Source organism: Pseudomonas sp. 58 R 12, assembly GCF_900005865.1.
GTDB lineage: Bacteria > Pseudomonadota > Gammaproteobacteria > Pseudomonadales > Pseudomonadaceae > Aquipseudomonas > Aquipseudomonas tritici.
The window spans coordinates 382,594-403,181 of record NZ_CVTP01000017.1 but is presented as its reverse complement, the minus strand read 5'-3'; the positions used below and the strand labels follow the sequence as shown (position 1 = coordinate 403,181).

21 protein-coding genes and 2 pseudogenes are annotated in these 20,588 nt (G+C 58.6%); 13 read left to right on the top strand and 10 right to left on the bottom strand.

Annotation, left to right across the window (positions count from 1 at the left end):
• Positions 1-4: 4 nt before the first annotated feature.
• Positions 5-538 carry a gluconokinase gene (locus BFP95_RS14750; RefSeq protein ID WP_065875378.1) on the bottom strand — a complete coding sequence of 178 codons (534 nt, stop codon included), beginning with the start codon at positions 536-538 and terminating at the stop codon, positions 5-7.
• A gap of 212 nt (positions 539-750) precedes the next feature.
• Here BFP95_RS14750 and BFP95_RS14745 point away from each other — a divergent pair, with 212 nt between their 5' ends.
• The 6 genes from BFP95_RS14745 to BFP95_RS14720 all read left to right on the top strand — a co-directional run bounded on the left by BFP95_RS14745 (position 751) and on the right by BFP95_RS14720 (position 6,072).
• Positions 751-1,782 (top strand): LacI family DNA-binding transcriptional regulator, encoded by a 1,032-nt coding sequence (locus BFP95_RS14745; RefSeq protein WP_175405978.1) that lies wholly within the window; start codon positions 751-753, stop codon positions 1,780-1,782.
• A 153-nt stretch (positions 1,783-1,935) separates the two neighbouring features.
• Positions 1,936-2,361 carry a DUF6252 family protein gene (locus tag BFP95_RS14740; RefSeq protein WP_139113247.1) on the top strand — a complete coding sequence of 142 codons (426 nt, stop codon included), beginning with the start codon at positions 1,936-1,938 and terminating at the stop codon, positions 2,359-2,361.
• A 137-nt stretch (positions 2,362-2,498) separates the two neighbouring features.
• Positions 2,499-3,131 carry a glutathione S-transferase family protein gene (locus tag BFP95_RS14735; RefSeq protein WP_065875375.1) on the top strand — a complete coding sequence of 211 codons (633 nt, stop codon included), beginning with the start codon at positions 2,499-2,501 and terminating at the stop codon, positions 3,129-3,131.
• A gap of 15 nt (positions 3,132-3,146) precedes the next feature.
• The gene (locus BFP95_RS14730; protein ID WP_065875374.1) at positions 3,147-3,884 is read left to right on the top strand and encodes an NAD-dependent epimerase/dehydratase family protein; all 738 of its coding nucleotides are present in this window, start codon (positions 3,147-3,149) and stop codon (positions 3,882-3,884) included.
• A 142-nt stretch (positions 3,885-4,026) separates the two neighbouring features.
• Positions 4,027-5,442: an MFS transporter gene (locus BFP95_RS14725; RefSeq protein WP_065875373.1), complete on the top strand. Its 1,416-nt coding sequence runs from the start codon at positions 4,027-4,029 to the stop codon at positions 5,440-5,442.
• A gap of 132 nt (positions 5,443-5,574) precedes the next feature.
• On the top strand, positions 5,575-6,072 hold the full coding sequence (locus tag BFP95_RS14720; protein WP_065910353.1) for a hypothetical protein: 498 nt from the start codon (positions 5,575-5,577) through the stop codon (positions 6,070-6,072).
• A gap of 151 nt (positions 6,073-6,223) precedes the next feature.
• Here BFP95_RS14720 and BFP95_RS30360 read toward each other — a convergent pair.
• From BFP95_RS30360 to BFP95_RS14710, 3 genes and pseudogenes are all read right to left on the bottom strand, one after another.
• Positions 6,224-6,643: pseudogene (locus BFP95_RS30360) on the bottom strand (methyl-accepting chemotaxis protein); the annotation flags it as partial.
• A gap of 123 nt (positions 6,644-6,766) precedes the next feature.
• Positions 6,767-7,543 (bottom strand): annotated as a pseudogene (locus BFP95_RS30355) (PAS domain-containing protein); the annotation flags it as partial.
• 136 nt (positions 7,544-7,679) lie between these two features.
• The gene (locus tag BFP95_RS14710; RefSeq protein WP_065875371.1) at positions 7,680-8,549 is read right to left on the bottom strand and encodes a LysR family transcriptional regulator; all 870 of its coding nucleotides are present in this window, start codon (positions 8,547-8,549) and stop codon (positions 7,680-7,682) included.
• Positions 8,550-8,645: 96 nt separating this feature from the next.
• Between BFP95_RS14710 and gstA the strand changes: the two genes are divergently transcribed.
• Together gstA and BFP95_RS14700 are read left to right on the top strand one after the other, a co-directional pair.
• Positions 8,646-9,254 carry a glutathione transferase GstA gene (gstA, locus tag BFP95_RS14705; protein WP_065875370.1) on the top strand — a complete coding sequence of 203 codons (609 nt, stop codon included), beginning with the start codon at positions 8,646-8,648 and terminating at the stop codon, positions 9,252-9,254.
• Between the two features lie 240 nt (positions 9,255-9,494).
• Positions 9,495-9,932 (top strand): GNAT family N-acetyltransferase, encoded by a 438-nt coding sequence (locus BFP95_RS14700; protein ID WP_065875369.1) that lies wholly within the window; start codon positions 9,495-9,497, stop codon positions 9,930-9,932.
• A 271-nt stretch (positions 9,933-10,203) separates the two neighbouring features.
• Here the strand turns inward: BFP95_RS14700 and def are convergent, their stop codons facing one another.
• The 3 genes from def to BFP95_RS14685 form a co-directional block, all read right to left on the bottom strand.
• Entirely contained in the window at positions 10,204-10,743 is a 540-nt protein-coding gene (def, locus tag BFP95_RS14695; protein WP_065875368.1) for a peptide deformylase, read from the bottom strand.
• Positions 10,744-10,746: 3 nt separating this feature from the next.
• Positions 10,747-11,697, bottom strand: a complete 951-nt coding sequence (locus BFP95_RS14690) for a YihY/virulence factor BrkB family protein (protein ID WP_065881044.1) — start codon at positions 11,695-11,697, stop codon at positions 10,747-10,749.
• A gap of 179 nt (positions 11,698-11,876) precedes the next feature.
• Positions 11,877-12,062: a CsbD family protein gene (locus BFP95_RS14685; RefSeq protein WP_065881042.1), complete on the bottom strand. Its 186-nt coding sequence runs from the start codon at positions 12,060-12,062 to the stop codon at positions 11,877-11,879.
• A gap of 199 nt (positions 12,063-12,261) precedes the next feature.
• On the opposite strand from BFP95_RS14685, the gene BFP95_RS14680 reads away from it, so the two are divergent.
• Positions 12,262-12,639, top strand: a complete 378-nt coding sequence (locus tag BFP95_RS14680) for a hypothetical protein (RefSeq protein WP_065875365.1) — start codon at positions 12,262-12,264, stop codon at positions 12,637-12,639.
• Positions 12,640-12,743: 104 nt separating this feature from the next.
• Here the strand turns inward: BFP95_RS14680 and fadD1 are convergent, their stop codons facing one another.
• On the bottom strand, positions 12,744-14,435 hold the full coding sequence (fadD1, locus tag BFP95_RS14675) for a long-chain-fatty-acid--CoA ligase FadD1 (RefSeq protein ID WP_065873541.1): 1,692 nt from the start codon (positions 14,433-14,435) through the stop codon (positions 12,744-12,746).
• Between the two features lie 389 nt (positions 14,436-14,824).
• The gene (gene fadD2, locus BFP95_RS14670; protein ID WP_065910351.1) at positions 14,825-16,513 is read right to left on the bottom strand and encodes a long-chain-fatty-acid--CoA ligase FadD2; all 1,689 of its coding nucleotides are present in this window, start codon (positions 16,511-16,513) and stop codon (positions 14,825-14,827) included.
• A 234-nt stretch (positions 16,514-16,747) separates the two neighbouring features.
• Here fadD2 and BFP95_RS14665 point away from each other — a divergent pair, with 234 nt between their 5' ends.
• Complete coding sequence (locus BFP95_RS14665; protein WP_065873543.1) at positions 16,748-17,692, top strand: alpha/beta hydrolase; 945 nt, start codon at positions 16,748-16,750, stop codon at positions 17,690-17,692.
• Positions 17,693-17,749: 57 nt separating this feature from the next.
• Complete coding sequence (locus BFP95_RS14660; protein WP_010208208.1) at positions 17,750-18,220, top strand: MaoC family dehydratase; 471 nt, start codon at positions 17,750-17,752, stop codon at positions 18,218-18,220.
• Between the two features lie 133 nt (positions 18,221-18,353).
• On the opposite strand, the gene BFP95_RS14655 is transcribed toward BFP95_RS14660, so the two are convergent.
• Positions 18,354-18,821: a ferritin-like domain-containing protein gene (locus BFP95_RS14655; protein ID WP_003175720.1), complete on the bottom strand. Its 468-nt coding sequence runs from the start codon at positions 18,819-18,821 to the stop codon at positions 18,354-18,356.
• A gap of 206 nt (positions 18,822-19,027) precedes the next feature.
• Between BFP95_RS14655 and BFP95_RS14650 the strand changes: the two genes are divergently transcribed.
• Entirely contained in the window at positions 19,028-19,264 is a 237-nt protein-coding gene (locus BFP95_RS14650) for a DUF3820 family protein (protein WP_010208204.1), read from the top strand.
• 9 nt (positions 19,265-19,273) lie between these two features.
• Positions 19,274-20,449 carry an aminotransferase class V-fold PLP-dependent enzyme gene (locus BFP95_RS14645; RefSeq protein WP_065873544.1) on the top strand — a complete coding sequence of 392 codons (1,176 nt, stop codon included), beginning with the start codon at positions 19,274-19,276 and terminating at the stop codon, positions 20,447-20,449.
• Positions 20,450-20,588: the final 139 nt, after the last annotated feature.

Sequence of the window (20,588 nt, the reverse complement as noted above, 5' to 3'; positions counted from 1 at the left end):
AAAATTATCGGGTTCGTTCAAAGCCGTGTTGCAGCCACCAAGTGTTGGTCTGCTCGGCCAGTTCCTCGATGCTGTCTTCGCTGGCGTTGAGGGCCAGGGTCAGCGGTTCGCCTATCGGCGATTCAAGGGTGGCGAACTGGCTGTCTATGAGGCTGGCCGGCATGAAATGGCCGGGGCGATGGGACACGCGGTCGGCGGCCACTTCGCGGGTCAGCTCCAAAAAGACAAACCCCAGGCCCGGCGCGGCTTCGCGCAGGTGGTCGCGGTATTTTTTCTTGAGTGAGGAGCAGGTGAGCACCGGGTGTTCGCCGGCCTTGAGCGAACGGCGCAGTTCATCGCACAGGATGTCGAGCCAGCCGGCGCGGTCGTCGTCGTCGAGGGGGTGGCCGGCGCTCATCTTTTCGATATTCGCGGCGGGATGAAAGCTGTCGCCTTCAATGGCGGTGGCGCCGTTCAGCCGGCACAGGGCCTCGCTGACGCTGGTCTTGCCACAGCCGGCAACACCCATGATAACCAGGGCGGTAACAGGTTGACTCATGAAACACCTCAGGACGCAGATAGCGCTACCTTTGCACGCTGTAAGGCTAGTGCAAAAACAGGCTTTTCCCGCGCCTCTTGTCTTTTTTTATGGAGTGACGCGTGCATCCGCTCCAATCATTCGAACGGGATCAGGCAACCCAACGTTCAAGCATTTGCAGCCGTTTGGAGACAGCGCTACCTTAGTGCCTCGATTTTTGTTTGGCAAGCCGCCTGATGACCTCTAAGAACGATAAAAAATTGCGCACCACGGGTCGCCCGACCCTTAACGAAGTCGCCCGCCTGGCCGGCGTCAGCCCGATTACCGCGTCGCGCGCCCTGCGTGGCATCAGCACCGTCGCCACCGAGCTGGTGGAAAAAGTGCAGCAAGCCGCCGCCGAACTCAACTACGTGGTCAACCCCGCCGCCCGCGCCCTGGCCTCGGCACAGAGCCATTCGGTGGTGGTGTTGGTGCCGTCGCTGTCCAACCTGCTGTTCATCGAAACCCTCGAAGCTATCCACCAAGTGCTGCGGCCCAAGGGTTTTGAAGTACTGATCGGTAACTTCCACTATTCCCGTGACGAAGAAGAAAACCTGCTGCGCAACTACATGGCCTACCAGCCACGTGGATTGCTGCTCACCGGGTTCGATCGCACCGAAAGCGCCCGACGGATGGTCGAGGCCAGCAACGTGCCCTGCGTGTACATGATGGACCTGGACCCGAATGCCGGCGTGAACTGCGTGGGTTTCTCGCAACTGGCGGCGGGTGAAACGGCGGCAGCGCATTTGCTGTCCCGTGGGTACAAACGCTTGGCGTACATCGGTGCGCAACTGGACCAACGCACTTTGCTGCGTGGCGAAGGTTTCCGCCGGGCGCTGCAACAGGCCGGCCTGTATGACCCGGCGCTGGAATTGCTGACACCGCGGCCCTCTTCGGTCGGCTTGGGTGGCGAGCTGTTTTTGCAGCTGTTGGCCGCCCATCCGGATGTGGATGCGATCTTCTTTGGCAACGACGACTTGGCCCAAGGCGCGCTGCTGGAAGCCATGCGCCATGACATCAAGGTGCCGGAGCGCGTCGCGGTGCTGGGTTTCAACGATCTGCCCGCCTCTTCTTATATGGTGCCGCGCCTGAGCAGCATCAGCACGCCGCGTCAAGCGATTGGCCGGCGCTCGGCGGAGCATTTGCTAACGATCATGGCGGGTAACAAGATCGCCAAGCCGGTGGTGGATATGGGGTTTGAGTTGCAGGTGCGCGAGAGCACGTAAGCGCTTTGCGGCGTGCATTCTGAGCCAAAACACAGCAGGTTGTACTCTTCTGACCTGTCAACTTTGACAGTAGGCAAGCACCGGTGGGCGCCTTATAAGTACATCCTCAAGGATATTTCCTGACACTTGGTTCTCACTGAAAAGGGTCTTGCCATGTACTCGCTCATCTCCAATAAAACGCTATTCGCCAAAGGTGTGATCGGCTGCAATGCATCGGTTACACCCCTCCCATTCACCTCAGACTCAGTGGATCTTCAAGACGCGAGCAATACCCAATTTGTAGTCGTTGGCAGCGACAAATCAAAGGATCGAGTTTTATTCATCTACCTAAACAAAAATATCTCCCCAGGAACCTACAACATTGGGCGAGACGAGGAAGTGTTTGCCTATTATTATCATCGTTACTCAGGCTTTGGATGGAGCTACTTTGCGGACAGTGGAACCTTCACGCTATTAAGTGTTGATTTTGCCAACTCGCTATTGGATGGGACTTTTAGCTTCAACGCGCCAGGCATGGAAGCTGAACCGGAAATGAAGATAACAAACGGTGTTGTTAAACTTACTGGCCCTTCACTTTGAAGAAGTATTTTTATTCATTTGACGCGCTAAGGGCCCTTCGCTTGCCAGAGAGCTCTTAACGCCAGCGCCTTACGACGGTCTCGCTCCACCCGCATGTCCCTGCTAAATTGGCTGCTCTCCATCGCAAGGGAAGCACCATGGGACACTCACTGAAAATCCTCGGCCGTACGTCCTCCATCAACGTGCGCAAAGTGCTGTGGACCTGCCAGGAACTCGGCATCGACTACACCCGCGAAGATTGGGGCATCGGTTTCAAGCCTACCCAGTCTGCTGAATTCCTCGCCCTGAACCCCAACGCCCAGATCCCCGTGCTGATCGACGACCACGGCGTGCTGTGGGAATCCAACACCATCTGCCGCTACCTCGTGAACCTCTACCAACGGCATGACCTGCTGCCCGCCGAACCTGCACCGCGGGCCCGGGTCGAGCAGTGGATAGACTGGCAAGCCATCGAACTCAACCGCGCCTGGGGCGATGCGTTCACGGCCTTGGTGCGTAATAACCCGGATGGTCTGGACGCCGCGCAGATCGACGCTGCTGTGCAGGTTTGGAACGACAAGATGGGCATTCTGGAGCAACAGCTCGTTCGCACAAACGCTTACGTGGCCGGTGATGAATTCACCCTCGCCGACATCCTGATCGGGCTGTCGGTGCACCGCTGGCAGATGACGCCTATGGCACGCCCGCCCTACCCGGCTATTGGCGCGTACTACCAGCGGCTGAGCCAGCACAAAGGCTTCCAGACTTTTGCCCTCGACGGCCATAACTAAAATAAGGACTCCACCGTGAAAGGACTCAACGTACTGCTCACCGGCGCCTGCGGCAGAATCGGCAAGACGTTTTTCGAGGCCTCGAAAGACCGCTACCGTTTCACCCTCACAGACCGTATCGCGCCGGATGTCGACCTGGGCGAGCACCGTTTTGTGCACGCCGACCTCAGCGACCCATCCAGCCTCGCCGCCCTGCTCGACGGCATCGACGTAATCGTGCACCTGTCAGGCATTCCGCACGCCAGCGCGTCATTCGACGAATTGCTGCCCAACAATATCCTCGCCACCACCTACCTGTTCGAAGCCGCCGTGGCCGCCGGGGTAAAACGCCTGGTGTTCGCCAGCAGCGCCCAGACCATCGAAGGCTATCCGGTAGACCGCCAGATCACCCCTGGCATGCAGGTGATGCCCGCCAACCTGTATGGCGTGAGCAAATGCTATGGCGAAGCACTGTGTGGTTACTACGCAGCCAAAACGCCACTTTCGACGATCGCCCTGCGCATCGGCGCCTTTGAATTTCCCGAAACCCACGACCTGAACAACGCCCGCGACCTCAGCGCCTGGCTCAGCCCGCGTGATGCGGTGCAGTTGCTGCAGCGCTCGGTGGAGGCTGAAGGCGTGAAGCACCTGATCGCCCATGGCATATCCAATAACCGCTTCAAGCGCCTGGACCTGAGCGAAACCACACGCGTGCTGGGTTACCAACCGGTGGACGACGCCTTCCAGACGTTTGAAATACCCGTAACCTACTGAGGCTCTGCGCCATAAAACCTTGAAAGATAGAGCTTTGGCGCAATAAATCGGTGAATGTGCGGCCAAACAAGCTCAACTTCACAAGCACCGATTTCCGTTAGCCCGCTAAGATTCCAGGTCACTGCCCCTGGAATCGCCTCCCATGTCCACACTCACCGCCTCTGCCGCCGACGGCATCGACCCCCTCCGTGCAGCCCATATCAGCGCGCGCATCGACCGCCTGCCCGCCGTTGCGACGGTCTGGCGCCTGGTGGCGCTGCTGTCGATTGGTGGCTTTTTCGAGCTGTATGACCTGTTCCAGACCGCCTATATCAGCCCCGGCTTGATCAGCGACGGGATTTTCCATACCGGCAGCGCGGGCGCATTCGGCTTCTCCGACCAGGCCGCGTTCGCCTCGGCAACCTTCCTTGGCCTGTTCCTCGGCGCCAGCCTGCTCAGCCCCATCGCCGACCGCTATGGTCGGCGGGCGATCTTCACCTTTGCGTTGATCTGGTACACCGTCGCCACCGTGCTGATGGGTATCCAAACCTCCGCCGTGGGCATCATCTGCATGCGTTTTCTGGTGGGGATTGGCCTGGGCATTGAGTTGGTGACCATCGACGCCTACCTGTCTGAACTGGTGCCCAAGCGCATGCGCAGCTCGGCGTTTGCCTTCGCGTTCTTTATCCAATTTCTGTCAGTGCCAGCCGTGGCATTGATGTCGTGGTGGCTGGTGCCGCAAGCGCCGTTCGGCGTGTCCGGCTGGCGCTGGGTGGTACTGTCGAGCGCGGTGTTTGCGTTGTTTATCTGGCAACTGCGCAAACGCCTGCCGGAGTCGCCGCGCTGGCTTGCGCAAAAGGGCCGCTTCGAAGAAGCCGGTGCGATCATGGACAACCTTGAGGCGCGCTGTCAGAAAGATCACGGCAAACCACTGGACGAGCCTGAGCCGGAAGCCGTCAGCGTGCAGGGCAGTGGCCGTTTTGCCGATATCTGGCAACCGCCGTACCGTCGCCGCGCGTTGATGCTGATTGTGTTTCATGTGTTTCAGGCCATCGGCTTTTTCGGCTTTGGCAATTGGTTGCCGGCGCTGCTTTCGGGCCAGGGCGTCAGCGTGACCCACAGCTTGCTCTACGCCTTTATCATCACCCTCGCCTACCCGCTGGGGCCGTTGCTGTTTGTGAAAGTGGCCAACCGCTTTGAAAACAAATGGCAGATCGTCGGCTCAGCCATGGGCGCGGTGATCTTCGGCAGCCTGTTCGCGCTGCAGACCACGGCGGTGGGGCTGGTGATCTGCGGGGTGATGATTACGTTCTGCAATGCCTGGCTCAGCTTCAGCTATCACTCGTACCAGAGCGAGCTGTTCCCCACCAACATCCGCGCGCGGGCGGTGGGGTTCTGTTATTCGTTCAGCCGCTTGTCCACGGTGTTCAGCAGCCTGTTGATCGGTTTTATCCTTGAACACCTGGGCACGCCAGGGGTGTTGGCGTTTATTGCCAGCAGCATGTTGATCGTGATGATCACCATCAGTTGGTTCGGGCCGCGTACGCGTAATTTGGCATTGGAAAATATCGCCCATTGACGGCAACAGTTGGCCGCCTGCGGGACAATGCTTGCCGCGGCGGCCACGTCATCCCCAACAAAACCGGGCGCTTCGCACCCGGCACGCTATTTGCTCCACCTGTGGCACCGAACATTCCACAGGTGACCGATCATGCTGGTTAACAACAACACCCAAGCCGTGTCGACCGTTCAACAGATCAAACGGCCTGATAGGGCCCCTGCCAACGCCGCTGCCAGCGCGCTGTACAGCGGTGCCCTGCAGGCGGCGCAGCAAAGCGTGACCGTGCCGGCCGCGCAAAAGGAACTGGACAAGGCCACCGACCGTATCGACGAAGCCTTCGCCAAGACCCGCGTGCAACTGCAGACCTCCGCTTCGGCCTCCGATGTGCCCGCGACCAGCGCTACCTCCGGCGCGCGGGCGGATTTTACCGACTACATGAGCAAGACGCCGGCCGAGCGTATCCGTGAGCAATTGCTCAAGGAACAGGGTTTGACCGAGGCGGATGTGCAGAACATGTCGCAGGAAAAGCAGGACGCTATTTCCAAGCAAGTGGCTGAGCGTTTGAAGCAGCAACAAGAGCAGCAGGTAGCGGCGAAGACAGCTGAGCCGCAGGCGCGGGCGGTGAAAGAAACCCTGGCCGCGATCTAAGCCACACCACTGATCAAATGTGAAAGCAGACGTGTGTGAGAGCTGGCTTGCCTGCGATAGCATCACCTCGGCCGACCTGATAGACCGAGGTGTCTGCATCGCAGGCAAGCCAGCTCCCACATTGATTCGGGTTACCAAATCCGCAGTGGCGTTATTGCAGTTGTAGGGTCGAGTTGAACTGACCGATCGCATCCACCACGTGCCGTGAGCCTTCCTGAATCTCCAGGATCACTTGCCCCGCTTCATTCGCCAGCTCCACCCCGAGCCCCGTGCGGCTCAAGCTCGATTGCATGCTCGACACGGCGCTCAGCGACAGGTCGTGGTTCTTGCGCACTACATCCACTATCTCCACCGTCGCCTGGCTGGTGCGCGCCGCGAGGCTGCGTACTTCGTCGGCCACCACTGCAAAGCCGCGCCCGTGCTCACCGGCCCGCGCCGCTTCAATCGCAGCGTTCAGCGCGAGCATATTGGTTTGCTCGGCAATGCCGCGGATGGTCTGCACGATGGCGCCGATGATGTCCGACTGCTTGTTGACCGCATCAATGCTCTCGGCGGCCTGGTTCAAGTCGTGGGAAATCTGTTCGATGATCTGCACGGTTTGCTGCACCACCTCCGAGCCCTTGCGCGCGCAGGCATCGTTTTGCACCGAGGTGGCGTGGGCCGAGTCGGCAGCGGTGCGCAGGGTGGTGACATGGTCGGTGATGTCGCTGGCGAACTTCACCACTTTGTACAGGCGGCCATTGGGATCGAAGATCGGGTTGTAGGAGGCTTCCAGGAACAGGGTCTTGCCGTATTTGTCTTTGCGCTCGAAGCGGTGTGAATGGTATTCGCCGCGATTGAGGGACGCCCAGAATGCTGTGTAGGCCGGCGATTCCACTTCGTTGCGGTGGCAGAACATGCTGTGGTGCTGGCCGACGATTTCATCCAGGGAATACTGCACGGTCTTCAGGAAGTTTTCGTTGGCATTGAGAATCTGGCCCTGGGGCGTGAATTCGATCACTGCCATGGAACGGCCGATGGCGTCGATCAGGCTCTGGTTTTCATGTTCGTGGTGAACCCGCGCAGAAATATCCGACGCGACTTTGATCACGCTCTGCACCTGATTGTCCTTGTCCAGCACCGGCATGTAGCTGGCTTCAAGCCACACCTCCTGGCCGTGCTTGTTCAAGCGCATGAAGGTGCCACTCAGCGCCTCGCCCCGCGCCAAGTTGCGCCATAGCTTGGCGTAACCGTCGGTATGGGTATAGGCCTCGTCGCAAAAGAGGCGGTGATGCTTGCCGCGAATCTCCTCGGCGCTGTAGCCCATGGTTTTGCAGAAGTTGTCGTTGGCGTCGAGGATCACGCCAGTGGCGTCGAACTCGATCATGGCCATGGAGCGGCTGATGGCCGCGAGTTTGGCGTTGGTTTCGGTCAGTGCGCAGGAAAAGCGTTGGATTTCAAGCAGGTCGGATTTGTGATGGCGGTTGAACATGGTCAGATCACCCTGGATTCCCGGCGCCCGGAAGGCGCATTCCATTTCATATGTAACCATCCAAATCGCTTTATATCCCAAGCGTCATCAACGGTTCTGGGTGAGCATAGACAGGGCTAGGCGCTATGCAAGGCCACTAATCAGCCAGCATTTCTAATAAAGCGCGGGCAGCGGCTGACGGGTCACGGGTGGGCGAGCCGACCAAGGCAAACTCACGGTGCAGCGGCACCGTCAGCGGCATCACGCGCAAGCCTTTGCGCTGGGCCGGCAGAGCCATTTCCGGCACCAGCGTGACGCCAACGCCCTCGCGTACCAGGCTGAACGCGCTGTTCCATTCGCGCACTTCCACGCGGATATCGCGCAGCGTCAGCCCCGCTGCGGCGCCCAGGCTGCGCGCATTCGCGGTACACCCACCGGTGGCGAGCACGAACGGCTGCTCAAGTAATTCCTCAAGCGACACACTGGCATCGGCCGGACGTTGCGCCAACGCATGATCCACCGGTAGCACGGCCATCCAGAAGTCCCGGCCCAATACCGTGGCATTGCGTTCGGGCGTGGGGTTAAGCACTACACCCAGGTCGATCAGCTCCGCATCGAGCAAAGTGAGCACTTCGTTGTCGGTGACATCCAGGGTGGTCACCTCGATCCCCGGATAAAGCTGGGCAAAGCGCTGCAACAACGGTGTCAGGAACCTCGCCAGCACCATGGGAAAACTGGCGATGCGAATCGTCCCACGCAGCATTGGGCGGGCTTCATCCACGGTGCTGCGAATGGTCTGCAAGGCTTTGAGCATCACCCGCGCCTGTTCGATCACACTCAAACCCAGGGCGGTGGGCAAGGTCTTGCGCGGTGCACGGGTAAACAGCTGCGCGCCCAGCGTCGCCTCCATGCCGGCCATGGCCTGGCTGGCGGCGGATTGAGTCATACCGACGCGCTCGGCGGCGGCAGTGATGCTGCCGTGATCGGCCACAGCCACCAGCAGGCGCCAGTGCATCAGGTTCATCATGGCATTCGCTGTCCTTATGGCAGGGGTCTGAAGGTTTAATTTTACGCACGGTGCCATGCCCGCGAGACTGGCGCAAATTCAACGGAGCTGTTCAAGATGAAACTGTATTTCTTTCCCCACGCCTGCTCCCTCGCCCCGCATATCGTGCTGCGCGAACTGGCGTTGCCGTTCGACCTGGTGCGGGTCGATAACCAGGCCAAGACCACTGCCGACGGCGAAGACTTCCTGCAGATCAACCCCAAGGGCTACGTTGCAGCGCTGAAACTGGACAACGGCCAGGTGCTGACCGAAGCCAGCGCGATCCTGCAGTACCTGGCTGACCTGAAACCCACAGCAAATCTCGCGCCGGCCAATGGCAGCTGGGAGCGTGTGCGTTTGCAGGAATGGCTGAATTTTATCGCCACCGAAGTGCATGGTGGCTTGGCGGTGTTCTTCAACGATGCGATTCAGGGCGAGGTGCGAGCCATGTTCCAGGCCACGTTGTTCAAGCGTTTTGCGGTGCTGGTGCAGACGCTGGAACGCCAGGACTATTTGCTGGGCGCGCAATACTCGGTGGCGGATGCGTATCTGTTCGTGGTGCTGCGCTGGGCGGCCTTTCACGCGATTGATCTGAGCGAGTGGCCGGCGCTGGCGGCGTTTCAGCAGCGGGTGGGTGAGCGGCCAGCAGTGATTGCCTCGTTGGCCGCCGAATCCCCCGAAAGCTGAGTTCATTCAAAAACGGGTCTCAGTGACCGAACAGACCTGTCTCGGTTTTCTTGGCTTTCTTGTCAGCGCGTTTTTCATCGGCGGTCTTTGCCGGTTTTTTCTTCGCGGCTTTCTTTGAATCCATACCTTTGGCCATGATGCATGCTCCACTTAACAGGGGATGTAACACTGGGTATACCACCTATTGCGACGTAGAAGGCGCTTATAATCCCCAGCCCCTGATAACGCTGCCTGAACACCATGCCCGAATTACACATCGAACCGCTGGCAGAACCGTTGTGGCCGCTGCTGAACAAGTTTTACCGCAGCCATAATTCGCCGATGAAGGCGCTCAAGGGCGGCCGTTTGTGGGTGGCCCGGGAGGGTGAGATCGTCGCGGGGCTGTGCCTCACGCCGGTGGTGGGTGGGCAGTGGTTGACCGGTGTGTATGTGGCACCCGCGTATCGCGGCCAGGGGTTGGCGGCGCGGTTGATTCTTACGGCGGTGGCTGCTTGCGAGGGAACCGTTTGGTTGTTGTGTCATCCGGATCTGGAAGGGCTATACCAGCGCATGGGATTCACTCAGGACACGCTGCTGCCGCAATCGCTTAGCGAGCGGTTGGTGCGCTACAAACGCAACAAACCCATGATCGCGATGGGCTTAGATCGCTTGGTGAGGTCGATCTCGAATAATGTGTGATCAGCGCGCGCCAGTGTTCGGCAAACCGGCGTCGGCGGATGCCGTGCTCGGTGTGGAAGACCACCGGGCCAGGTATGTGGCGGTCAGGGAGTCGGATCGGATGACGTTGCGGTTCGTAAAGCCTGCTAGATAATCTGGCCAGAACGCGGTCTGAAAATGTGGGAGCGGGCTTGCTCGCGAATGCGGTGAATCAGTCGCCAAATATATTGACTGACACTCCGCATTCGCGAGCAAGCCCGCTCCCACATTTGGACTTCATTGGATCTGAAAGCTATTCGTCAGCAGTGGGTTCCAACTCCGGGAACATCACGTCAATAAACCCGAACTTACTGAAATCCGTAACCCGTGACGGGTACAACCGGCCGATCAAGTGATCGCACTCATGCTGCACCACCCGCGCATGAAAACCATCGGCAAAACGCACGATAGGCTCACCCTTCGGATCGAAGCCCTCATAACGAATCTGCTGGTAACGGTTCACCGCGCCACGCAGGCCCGACACAGACAGACAACCTTCGTAGCCCTCCTCCAGCACCGGGCTCAGTGGGGTGATCAGCGGGTTGATCAGGATGGTCTGCGGCACCGGCGGCGCGTCCGGGTAGCGTTCGCTGGACTCGAAACCAAAGATCACCAATTGCAGGTCGACACCAATCTGCGGTGCGGCCAGGCCGACGCCGCCCACGTGTTCCATGGTCTGGAACATGTCATCGATCAATTGCCACAGCTCGGGGCTGTCGAACATTTCCGGCGGAACCGGCGGCGCGATACGCAGCAGGCGCTCGTCGCCCATTTTCAGGATTTCACGGATCATCGATCAGACTTCGTCAGGGGTGGGCTTGGAATGGTCCCGGCCGAGGCCTGAGACGTGCTGTTTTTCAGTGGTATGAGCCGGTGCATCAAACTCTTTTTCACCCGGTTCCTTACCTTCGGCGGACATGTGTTCGATCACTGCATTCATCTCCGCACCCAGCAGCAGCACCGCGGCGGAAATATAGAAGTAGAGGAGCAGTACGATAATTGCGCCGATACTGCCATACATGGCGTTGTAGTCGGCAAAGGTTTTAACGTAATAGCCAAAGCCCAGGGACGCGACGATCCACACCACCACCGCCAGCACCGAGCCGGGCGTGATAAAGCGGAATTTCTGTTCGACGTCGGGCATCACGTAGTACATGAGGGCCACGGCGAACATCAGCAGGATCACGATCAGCGGCCAGCGCAGGATGGTCCACAGGGTGACCACGAATTCCTGCATGCCGATCTGCGCGGCGATCCACTCCATCACCTGCGGGCCAAGCACCATCAGCGCGGCGGCGGCCAACAGCATGCCGGCAATACCGATGGTGTAGAAAATCGACAGCGGGAAGCGCTTCCAGATCGGCCGGCCTTCAACCACGTCGTAGGCGGCGTTCATCGCGCTCATCATCAGGCGCACGCCAGCTGAAGCCGTCCACAGCGCAATCACGATACCCACGGACAGCAGGCCACCCTTGGATTGCTGCAACTGGTCGATGACCGGGTTGACCTGCTCCAGCGCCTGGGGCGGCAACACCAGCTCCGACTGCAGGCGCAGCCAGGAGAAGAAATCCGGCAGGTGCAGGAAGCCGATCAGCGCGATCAGAAACAGCAGAAAAGGAAACAGCGAGAACAGCATCTGGTAGGCCAGCGCCGAGGCGTAGGTGGGCATCTCGTCATCGAGGAACTCGGTCACGGTGCGCACCAGCACTTTGTGCAGCTTGAGGCCTTGTAATACCGGAAAAAGCATAGCGTCTCCTTTCGCCGCAAAAGGTTGAGTTCGTGGGCGACTCAGGGGCCGTTTTCTACATCAAAGTAGCCCATTTGGCGACTTTGAAACAATTTCGAAAGTTTAGTTGCAGCGGAGGATACAAAAACGGCCATCCGTGGATGGCCGTCGGGCGGGTAAAACCAGCCAGCGATTCGAAATTACTTGGTCGCTTTTTTCACGGCGTCTTTGGTATCGCCGACCGCTTTCTGCACTTCGCCTTTCTTTTCCTGTACCACACCTTCAGCGCGCAGTTTGTCGTTGCCAGTCACTTTACCGACACCTTGCTTCACGTTGCCGGCCACTTCGTTGGCTGTACCTTTTACCTTGTCCGATGTGCTGCTCATGGTATTTCTCCTGGAACAATCGATGGTTTTTGGTCACTACGTAAAGATTGACCCGAGGCGGTTTGGCAGAGTTTCAATTATTTTTGCCTGTGCATTTCATCGCCAGCCGCAGGTTGGGCTTTATGTTTTGTGGCCAACCCACGAGAATGCCCGGCACATTCAGGCTACAACGCTGAATAACAGATCCCGTAGGAAGGTTATGAAACTCAATAAAGCACAGGCTATCGCCCGCAGAAACACTGAACTGGGCGGTGCCGTACTCGGCGTCAACAACTGCCACTTCACCGACCTGGACCAGAAACGCAACATCTGGTGGTTCGACCTGCCGCTGGGCCGTATCGCCGTGGGCCAGTACGAGTGGATTCATTTGTTGATGCACAATGCCGAGACTGACCAGTTGCTGCACCTGAAGGTGCCGACGGTGTTTTTGCGTGAAAAGCTCGAGGGTTTGGTGGTGCGTAATGCGGGCAAGCGCAAGCCGGAGATCACCCTGGAGTTGAGTGCGGATAAGGATTCGTTTCTAAAGGACGTACGCCCAGCAGGCGCTGGTGTCAGTTTCGCGCAGTTCTCCCTGTAAGAACGCGGTTAAGCCCGCTCCCACATTGGATTGCATTTCAACGCCCGCAAATCCGCAGGCAACAAAAAGCCCCGCATCTGCGGGGCTTTTTGTTTCAGGCCAGGTTACTTTTTCAGACCGAGCTTCTTCAGCTCTTCATCGCGCAACTCACGCCGCAGGATCTTGCCCACGTTGGTGGTCGGCAACGCATCACGGAACTCCACAGCCTTGGGCACTTTGTAGGCGGTGACGTTGGCGCGCATATGCTCCATCACCTGCTCCTTGGTCAGGGTTGCGCCCGGCTTTACCACGATAAACAGCTTGATGTGCTCCCCGGACTTCTCGTCCGGCACGCCGATGGCCGCGCACTGCAGCACGCCCGGCAGGCCCGCCAGTACGTCTTCCAGCTCGTTGGGGTACACGTTGAAGCCCGAGACCAGGATCATGTCCTTCTTGCGGTCGACAATGCGCATGTAGCCGTCGGGCTGGATGATCGCGATGTCACCGGTCTTCAGCCAACCTTCGCTGTCGAGCATCTCGTCGGTGGCGTCCTGGCGCTGCCAGTAGCCCTTCATGACCTGTGGGCCCTTGACGCACAACTCGCCGGTTTCGCCCAGCGCCAGCTCGGTGCCGTCGTCGGAAATGACTTTACACACCGTGGACGGCACCGGAATCCCGATGGTACCCAACTGGATATGCTGGATCGGGTTCACAGTCGCCACCGGGCTGGTTTCGGTCATGCCATAACCTTCGCAGATGCCACAGCCGGTCACGGCCTTCCAACGCTCGGCCGCCGCCAGTTGCAGGGCCATACCGCCCGACAAGGTGACTTTCAGCGCAGAGAAGTCGAGCTTGCGGAACGCCTCGTTGTTGCACAGCGCCACGAACAGGGTGTTCAGGCCGACAAAGCCGCTGAACTTCCACTTCGACAGTTCCTTGACCATCGCCGGCAGGTCACGCGGGTTGCTGATCAGGATGTTGTGGTTACCGATCAGCATCATCGCCATGCAATGAAAGGTGAACGCATAGATGTGGTACAGCGGCAGCGGCGTGATCAGGATCTCGCAGCCTTCGTTGAGGTTGGAACCCATCAGCGCCTTGCATTGCAACATGTTGGCGACCAGGTTGCGGTGGGTGAGCATCGCGCCCTTGGCCACGCCGGTGGTGCCGCCGGTGTATTGCAGCACGGCCACATCACTGCTGGCCGGGCTGACTTCGTTGACCGCCTGGCCATGGCCCTTGGCGAGCACGTCGTTGAACTTGATCGCCTGTGGCAAGTGATAAGCCGGGACCATTTTCTTCACGTACTTGATGACGCTGTTGATCAGCAGACGCTTGAGCGGCGGCAACAGGTCGGCGACCTCGGTGACGATCACATGCTTGACGGCGGTCTTGGGCACGACCTTTTCCGCCAGGTGCGCCATGTTGGCCAGGCAGATCAGGGCCTTGGCACCGGAGTCATTGAATTGGTGTTCCATTTCCCGCGCGGTGTACAGCGGGTTGGTGTTGACCACGATCAGGCCAGCACGGATGGCGCCGAACACCGCGACCGGGTATTGCAGGACGTTAGGCAATTGCACGGCAATTCGATCGCCGGGCTTCAAGTCGGTATGCTGTTGCAGATAGGCGGCGAAGGCGCCGGACAGTTCGTACAATTCACCGTAGGTGATTGTCTTGCCCAGGTTGCTGAAAGCCGGTTTGTTGGCGAAGCGCTGGCAGGACTGCTTCAGTACCGCCTGAATATTCGGATACTCGTCTGGATTGATTTCTGCAGCAATCCCGGCGGGGTACTTATCCTTCCAAAAGTCTTCGTTCATGGAAGCCCACTCCTCAGCGACGCGAATTCATCATCGCATTTGATGCGATTATTATTGGTGTGTGTTTTTTTAGGTGAATCTGGCGCTTTAAAGCAGGCCGAGACGTCACAAAGCGCGCCGAGAGTAGCAGCTTTGCCAAGGGCCGCCTAGAGCCAAACGAGGGCCCTACGGTCATAAACATGACTCAAGAACAGCCAGTGGTCATTTTTAGAGCAAAGATTCTAGATCATTAAAAACGGCTCTGGAATGGGCATTCCAGAACAATAAATAATAATGTGGGAGCTGGCTTGCCTGCGATAGCGGTGTTTCAGTCACCCAATGTATCGACTGATAAACCGCTATCGCAGGCAAGCCAGCTCCCACCTGTTTGATTGCATTTCAATTCCGGGTCAGGCGATGTCGCGCAGCTCCCTGCGCAAAATTTTCCCCACCGGCGTCATCGGCAGCGATTCGCGCAACACAATATGCTTAGGCACTTTGTACCCCGTGAAGTTGGTCTTGCAGTACGCCTTCAATTCCTCAAGGCTCACACCCTCCGCACGCGCCACCACAAACAGCTTCACCGCCTCCCCCGTGCGTTCATCCGGCACGCCGATCACCGCACAATTGGCCACCGCTGGATGCGCCATCACCACGTCTTCGATTTCGTTGGGGTACACGTTGAAGCCCGAGACAATGATCAGGTCTTTCTTGCGGTCGACGATGCGCACGAAGCCATCGTCATCGATCACCGCGATGTCACCGGTCTTCAGCCACCCTTCGGCGTCCAGGGCCTCGGCGGTGGCGGCCGGTTGCTGCCAGTAGCCCTTCATCACCTGCGGGCCTTTGATGCACAGCTCGCCGCGCTCGCCCAACGGCAGCTCGACGCCCTGATCATCAATCACCTTCATCGCCGTGGCCGGCACTGGGATGCCCACGGTCCCCAGGCGGGATTTGTTGCCATAGGGGTTGGTGCTGGCCACCGGGGAGGTTTCCGTAAGGCCATAGCCCTCACCAATCGCACAGCCGGTGATTTGCTCCCAACGCTCGGCTGTAGCCTTGATCAACGCGGTGCCGCCGGAGTTGGTGAGCTTGAGGTGGGAGAAATCCAGGGTCTTGAAGTCCGGGTGGTCCATCAACGCGACAAACAGCGTGTTTAGCCCCAGCAATCCGGTGAACCGCCACTTCTTCAGCTCTTTGATAAAGCCGCCGATGTCCCGTGGATTGGTGATCAGCACGTTATGGTTGCCGGAGACCATCATGCACATGCAGTTCGCGGTGAATGCATAGATGTGGTACAGCGGCAGCGGCGCGATCATCACCTCCTGCCCTTCCTTGATCAGCGGGTGGCCGTCCTCGCCGGTCTGGGACATGCAGGCGCGCACTTGTTGCATGTTGGCCACCAGGTTGCCGTGGGTGAGCATCGCGCCCTTGGCCAGGCCGGTGGTGCCGCCGGTGTATTGCAGCACGGCGATGTCGTCCAGGGTCACCGGGTGACGGGTAAGACCCAGGCCCGCGCCCATGCGCAACGCGCGCTTGAAGGAGACGGCGCGCGGCAGACTGTAGGCCGGGACCATCTTCTTGACCTTATCGACCAAGGTGTTGACCAGCCAGCCCTTGGCGGCGGGCATGAAGTCGCCCATCTTGGCTTCGATCAGGTAGTCGATCTCGGTGTCGCTGCACACTTCCTGCACCCGCGAACCGAACAGGTTGAGGTAGACCAGCGCCCGCACGCCAGCGTCCTTGAACTGGTGACGCATCTCGCGCGGGGTGTACAGCGGGTTGGTGTTGACCACGATCAGCCCGGCGCGCAGTGCGCCGAACACGGCAATCGGGTAATGCAGCACGTTGGGCATTTGCACCGCGATACGCTCGCCCGGCTTGAGGTCGGTGTGCTGTTGCAGGTAGCCGGCAAACGCCGCGCTTTGGCGTTCAAGCTCGGCGTAGGTCAGGGTGATGCCCATGTTGCTGAATGCCGGACGGTCGGCAAAAGTCTTGCACGAGCGCTCGAAGACTTCGATCACCGACTTGTAGGCCCCGAGGTCGATGTCATTGGGAACGCCCGCCGCGCGTTTGTCATTCCAGAAATCAGGTTGCATTATTCTTGTCCTCTTACCTGAGTGTGTCCGGCCGCTGCTGCTGCAAAAGTGTACAGCTATAAAAAGCGGAGCTTTGGGGACGTTAGCAGCTATGGCCAAACAGGCAAATACAGGAAGGCACTTCATTGATTGCGTGAATCTTCCTACACGTGCCCGCACTGATCAGACGCTTGCGTGGGATGAGCGATACACTGCAACGCAGACCTTGAGCAGAACGTGAGCAAAGGAACCGCCATGAACCACAGCACCTTCTGGCTGACCGCGAATGACCGCAGCCGCCTGTACGTCAATCAATGGATGCCCGACGGCCCCGCCAAGGCCCTGGTGATGCTGTCCCATGGCATGGCCGAGCACAGCGGTCGTTATGCACGCCTGGCTGAAGCCTTGTGCGGCGCCGGCTACGGTTTATATGCGCTGGACCAGCGGGGCCATGGCCGTACTGCCGATGAAGGCACCTTGGGCCTCTACGCCGAAAAGGACGGCTGGAACAAAGTGGTGGGCGACCTCGCCAGCCTCAACCAGCATATAGGCCAACAGCAGCCGGGGCTGCCGATCATTCTGCTGGGCCACAGCATGGGCAGTTATATTGCCCAAGCGTACTTGCTGCACCACAGCGCCAGCCTGCATGGGGTGATTCTCTGCGGTTCGAATTTCCAGCCGGTGGCGCTGTATCGCGCCGCACGGGTGATTGCCCGGGCCGAACGCTTGCGCCAGGGCTTGCGCGGGCGCAGTGCGCTGATCGAATTCCTGTCGTTTGGATCGTTCAACAAGGCGTTCAAACCCAATCGCACCGCTTTCGACTGGCTCAGCCGTGACCCGGCTGAAGTTGATAATTACATCAATGACCCGCTGTGCGGGTTCCGCTGCACCAACCAGCTGTGGATCGACCTGCTCGGCGGCTTGCAGCAAATCAGCAAAGCGTCCAATCTCGCGCAGATCGATCCGGGCCTGCCAATCCTGGTGATGGGCGGCGAATGTGATCCGGTGAGTGAAGGCAAGCGTCTCAAAAGCCTGGCCCATGCGTTGCGTGAAGCCGGCTGCCAGCACCTGCACCTGAATATCTACCCGCAGGCGCGCCATGAAGTGTTCAATGAAACCAACCGCGACGATGTCACAGCGGATGTGCTGGCATGGCTCGACCAGGCGCTGACATTACGCAGGCCGACCCGTTGCGAATGATTTTTTATTTAAAATCAAATATTTAAATTACCGATTAGCCACAGGATGCACCTTTAGATGACCCAGGTAACCAACACCCCGTACGAAGCCCTCGAAGTCGGCCAGACCGCCAGCTACAGCAAGCTGGTGGAAGAGCGCGATATCCAGCTGTTCGCCGCCATGTCCGGTGACCACAACCCGGTGCACCTGGACGCCGAATACGCCAAGGCCACCATGTTCAAGGAGCGTATCGCCCACGGCATGTTCAGCGGCGCCCTGATCAGCGCGGCGGTTGCCTGCGAGTTGCCTGGGCCGGGCACGATCTACATTGGCCAGCAGATGAGCTTCCAGAAGCCGGTGAAGATCGGCGACACCCTCACGGTGCGCCTGGAAATTCTTGAGAAGTTGCCGAAGTTTCGTGTGCGCATTGCCACCCGTGTATTCAACCAGCGTGATGAGTTGGTGGTGGACGGTGAAGCGGAAATTCTTGCGCCGCGTAAGCAGCAAGTCGTGACGCTGACCGAGTTGCCGCCAATCAGCATTGGCTAACACTTATGCAATACGAATGTGGGAGGGGGCTTGCCCCGATAGCGGTAGATCAGTCACAAGATGCAGTGATTGACACTCCGCAATCGGGGGCAAGCCCCCTCCCACATTTCTTACAGCATTTAAAGCACAGGGCTTACGACTGAGCGCGAGCCTGGTTACGCAGGGCTTTTACCTGGTCGTGGTTGCGTTGTACGCCGTGGTACTGACGCTCAACCAGGTCACGAATGCCCAGCAGGTTGTGCTTGTTGATCTTCTCGATCGCTTCACGGTAAGCCTTCAGTGCGTGGTCTTCACCGCGCTCGGCTTCGTTCAGCACAGCTTCTTCATCTTTACCGGTAACCATCGACTTAACATCGACCCAGCCGCGGTGCAGAGCACCAGCAACGCTACCGGAATCTTCCGGATCGCCACCCAGGGCACGTACGGCGGTTTTCAGTTCAGCTGCAGCTGTCGCGCAATCAGCGGAACGCTTGGCGAACAGTGCTTTGAGTTCTGGGTGCTTGATGTCTTCAGCGCACTCTTTGAAACCTTTCTGACCGTCAATGCTGGTCTCGATCAGGTCGTTGAGTACGGAGATGGATTCTTTATTGATGTCAGTCATTTTTCAATTCCTTTGGCAGGTTAGAAGGTTGCAATAAGAATTGCAGCGTCCGTGCCAGCTTTTTGAAAAACTATTTTCCGTTATAAATCAAAAGTTTAAAAATTCTTGAACCTTCTGTATGTGCGTTTTTTGCATGATCTGTCATTTGGCCTTCATGCAGAATGCCTGTATTTTCCACTGCTACGACTGACCTTCACGAAGCGCCCATGAACCCCGAAAAACTCGAACTGCTGATCACCCGCGAAATGCCCTTCGGCAAATACAAGGGACGGATCATCGCCGACCTGCCAGGTCCCTACTTGAACTGGTTTGCCCGTGAAGGTTTCCCTCACGGCGAACTAGGCGGGTTGCTGGCATTGATGCAGGAAATCGACAGCAACGGATTGTCCGAATTGCTCGAACCGCTGCGCGCCAAACACGGTAAACCCGCCCCTCGTCATTAAGAGCGCCCTATGCCACGGAATGCAGACAACGAACGTCACTGGCAGGCCATCGCCCAGCGCTACGCCCTGGAACCCGGCCCGATCAATCTGGAAAACGGCTACTTCGGCCGCATGAGCCAAGCGGTGCAAACGCAGTACCTGGAACACGTTGCGTTTATCAACCGCAGCAACTCGCTGTATGTGCGCCAGACGTTCGAAACAGGCGAAAACGTCGAGATTCGTCGGCAACTGGCCGGGCTGATGGATGTCGACCCGGAGTCAGTGGCCTTTACCCGTAACGCCACTGAAGCCCTGCAATCGCTGATCCGCAACTACAACCGCCTGCAACCGGGCGATCAAGTGCTGATCAGTGACCTGGAGTACGACACCGTGAAAGGTGCCATGCGCTGGCTGGCAGGCTATCGCGGCGTGGAGGTGATCGAACTGTCCCACACTCACCCGGCCAGTTTCGACAGCCTGGTGCAGACTTATCGCGAGGCGTTCGTTAAGTACCCACGCCTCAAACTGATGGCGCTGACCCACGTTACCCACCGCACCGGGCTGGTCATGCCCGTCGCCGCGATTGCCCTGGCGGCGCGCGAGCATGATATCGACGTGATCCTCGATGGCGCCCATGCCCTGGGCCAGATCGAGTTCAACCTCGCCGAGTTGGGCATTCAGTTTGCCGGTTTCAACCTGCACAAATGGATCGGCGCGCCGCTGACCCTGGGCTTTCTGTACATCGCCCCGGAGCGCCTGGCCGATATCGACCCGGACATGGGCGAGTTTCACTACCCGGCTACCGACGTACGCGCGCGGACGTCCTACAGCACGCCGAACTTTCCAGCGCTGATGACCTTGCCATTGGTGTTTGAAGAGCACCGGGAATTGGGTGGCTCGGCGGCCAAGGGTGCGCGGGTTAATTACCTGCGGGATTTGTGGGTGAACCAGGTGCGGGCGTTGCCGGGGATTGAAGTGCTGACGCCGGATGATCCGAGGCTGTATTGCGGGATTACGGCGTTCAAGTTTGTCGGACGGGATCAGCAAGTGATGGTGGATCGGTTGCTCAGGGACTTTGACTTGTTTACCACCACGCGCGTGGGTGCGTCGTTCGGGACGTGCATTCGGGTGACACCGGGGCTAGTGACTTCAGCTGCGGATATCAGCGTGTTGTTGAACGCGATTACCCAACTGAACGCAGACTAAAAATGTGGGAGCGGGCTTGCTCGCGAATGCGGTGGGTCAGTCGATGCATTTGGTGACTGATCCACCGCATTCGCGAGCAAGCCCGCTCCCACATTTGATCGGCGTTGAATTCAAGTTTTCTACAGGCAAAAAAAAGCGG